At 56.2% G+C, this 2,354-nt stretch carries 2 protein-coding genes; both read left to right on the top strand.

Going from position 1 to position 2,354, the window contains the following annotated elements:
• On the top strand, positions 1-1,036 hold a 1,036-nt coding region (locus WBR57_RS06395), incomplete at its 5' end, for an MFS transporter (RefSeq protein ID WP_424083111.1).
• Positions 1,037-1,183: 147 nt separating this feature from the next.
• Positions 1,184-2,245, top strand: coding sequence for a hypothetical protein (locus tag WBR57_RS06400; protein WP_424083112.1), 1,062 nt, complete (start codon positions 1,184-1,186; stop codon positions 2,243-2,245).
• Positions 2,246-2,354 lie beyond the last annotated feature (109 nt).

A 2,354-nucleotide genomic window follows, 5' to 3' on the forward strand; every position in this document is an offset into this window, starting at 1 on the left:
CCTTTGGGGCGTGGCCGCGCTCTCCCACACGCTGGTCACGTCCGTCGAGGGCTTCATGGCCGCCCGCCTCTTCCTCGGCCTGAGCGAAGCGGGAAACTTTCCCGCCGCCGTCAAGACAATCGCCCAGTGGTTTCCGCGCGCGGAGCGGGCCTTCGCCACGGCGCTGTTCAATTCCGGCGCGAACGTCGGCGCCCTCGTCGCCCCGTTTCTCGTCGCCTGGCTGCTCGGAAACGGGTTCACGTGGCATGCGCCCTTTTTCATCTCGGGCGGCGCAAGCATCGTTTGGGTAACCGCCTGGTGGTTTTTCTACAACGCGCCGGAGAAACATCGACTTGTCTCGCCGTCCGAACTGGCCTTGATTCGCAGCGATCCCGTTTCGCCGGAGGAAAACGCCCCGGCGGTCTCGTGGCTCAGCCTGTTCGGCTATTCCCAGTCGTGGTCCTTCATGGTGGCCAAATTCCTGACCGACCCGGTCTGGTTTTTTCTCCTCTTTTGGCTGCCCGACTACTTCAAAGCAACGCGCCACCTCGACATCAAGGCAAGCTGGCCCCACCTCATGACCATCTATGCGATCGTCACCGTGCTCAGCCTGATCGGCGGCTATTTCCCCGGCTACCTGGTCCGGCACGGGTGGAGCGTTACGCGCGCCCGCAAGACGGGACTTTTTTGCTACGCCGTGCTCATGCTCCCGATCCTAGCCGTCGGCCTGGTGGGCGACTGGTCGGCCGTGCTTCTCATCGGTCTGGCCGGCGCCGCGCATCAATCGTGGTCGGCCAATCTCTTCACCACCGTCTCGGACATGTTTCCTCGCAACACCATCGGATCGCTCATCGGCATGGGCACCATGGCCGGCGGTGTCGGCAGCATGCTCTTCCAACATATTTGCGGACATGTTCTCGACGTCTCCGGGGCTGGTCACGCCCGGGCTGGTTACTTCGTGCTCTTCGCCTACGCCGCCTTCGCCTATCTGATCGCTTTCGGACTCCAACACCTCCTGGCGCCAAAATTTGAACCCTTGAACCTGCACAGTAAGTAACTCTATGTGTCCCCTGCCCCTCTTCGTTCCTCCCATGGAGGCATTTCTTGTGCCTTTTGGCCACGCCAATGCAATTATCACATAATTAGCTTGCATCCCAAACGGGTTTGCTGTTAACTTAAGAGAAATAGCTGTGAAGGAATCCACATGGTAAAATATCGGAAGAGCTTAGGGATGGCATTGCTTACTCTGACGGGGCTGGCAATACCGACAGTGTTTTCATGGGCGCAAACCACGCTCAACACGGTTCCCCAAGGGTATCTTGCGCTGAATATCGCGGCGGGAACGGGAACATCTCCCACCGTATCTTTTGTCTCATTTCCGCTGCAAGGCGCTGCTTCAGCTTCCGGCCAAATGACTGGGCAAGTGACCGGCATTACCGCCAACACCATCACCAACAGCAATGCCGGCTGGACGGCGGGACAACTTTCTCAAGCCACGACTCCTTATCTCATCGAATTCACCAGCGGAGCCGCCGCCGGAAGGTCTTTCCTGATTTCCACCAGTACGGCGAATACGGCAACGACCTTGACCCTCAATGCAAGCGATGCGAGCCAGACAAATCTGACCACCCTCGGAATTGTAGCCGGCACTGACACGTATCAAATCATTCCCGCCGATACGATCTCCTCCCTCTTTGGTACGCCAGGTTCGACGGGGGTCTTGGGAGGCGCTTCTGTGACTGGAGCAGATCAAATTCAGCTTTACTCGCCAACTAACGGTTGGGCCTCCTATTATTACAATTCGACATCGGGATGGCTCCAAGTTGGACCTCCCATTCCTTCGGGGAATGTCGTGATCCGTCCCGATACAGGTGTTTTCTATCTCCGATACCCCACCACCCCCCTCACCCTGACTTTGACCGGACAGGTACCTTCTGTCGCCAGACAAGCTTTGGCGGCCAATACCGGGGTAACGATCCTCTCCAATAATTGGCCGGTTAACTTGACCCTGGCCAGCAGCAACATCAGTAATATTCCCGGCTGGGTTACGGGAGGGTCGGCGTCTACCGCCGATCAGGTGCAAGTTTATAGCCCGACAAACGGTTGGACCGCATATTATAATAACGGCACCAATTGGGTTCAAGTTGGACCTCCAATCAACAGTAATAATGTGGCCATTTCAGCTGGTTCTGCGGTCATTCTAGTCAAAAGGGGATCGACTACAGGATATAGTCTATTAACCGAAGCCCTCCCTTACTCACTCTAACTAATCTATGAAAAAATATATTATCGGACTTCTTCTCGTTATGCTTGGCGGGTCCAGCCAAGCTCAAGTTTTGATCACTGGTTTTGGTTCATCGGAATTAAATCCGTTT

It is taken from the genome of Pseudomonas sp. (assembly GCF_049590575.1).
Taxonomy (GTDB): Bacteria; Pseudomonadota; Gammaproteobacteria; order Pseudomonadales; family Pseudomonadaceae; genus Aquipseudomonas.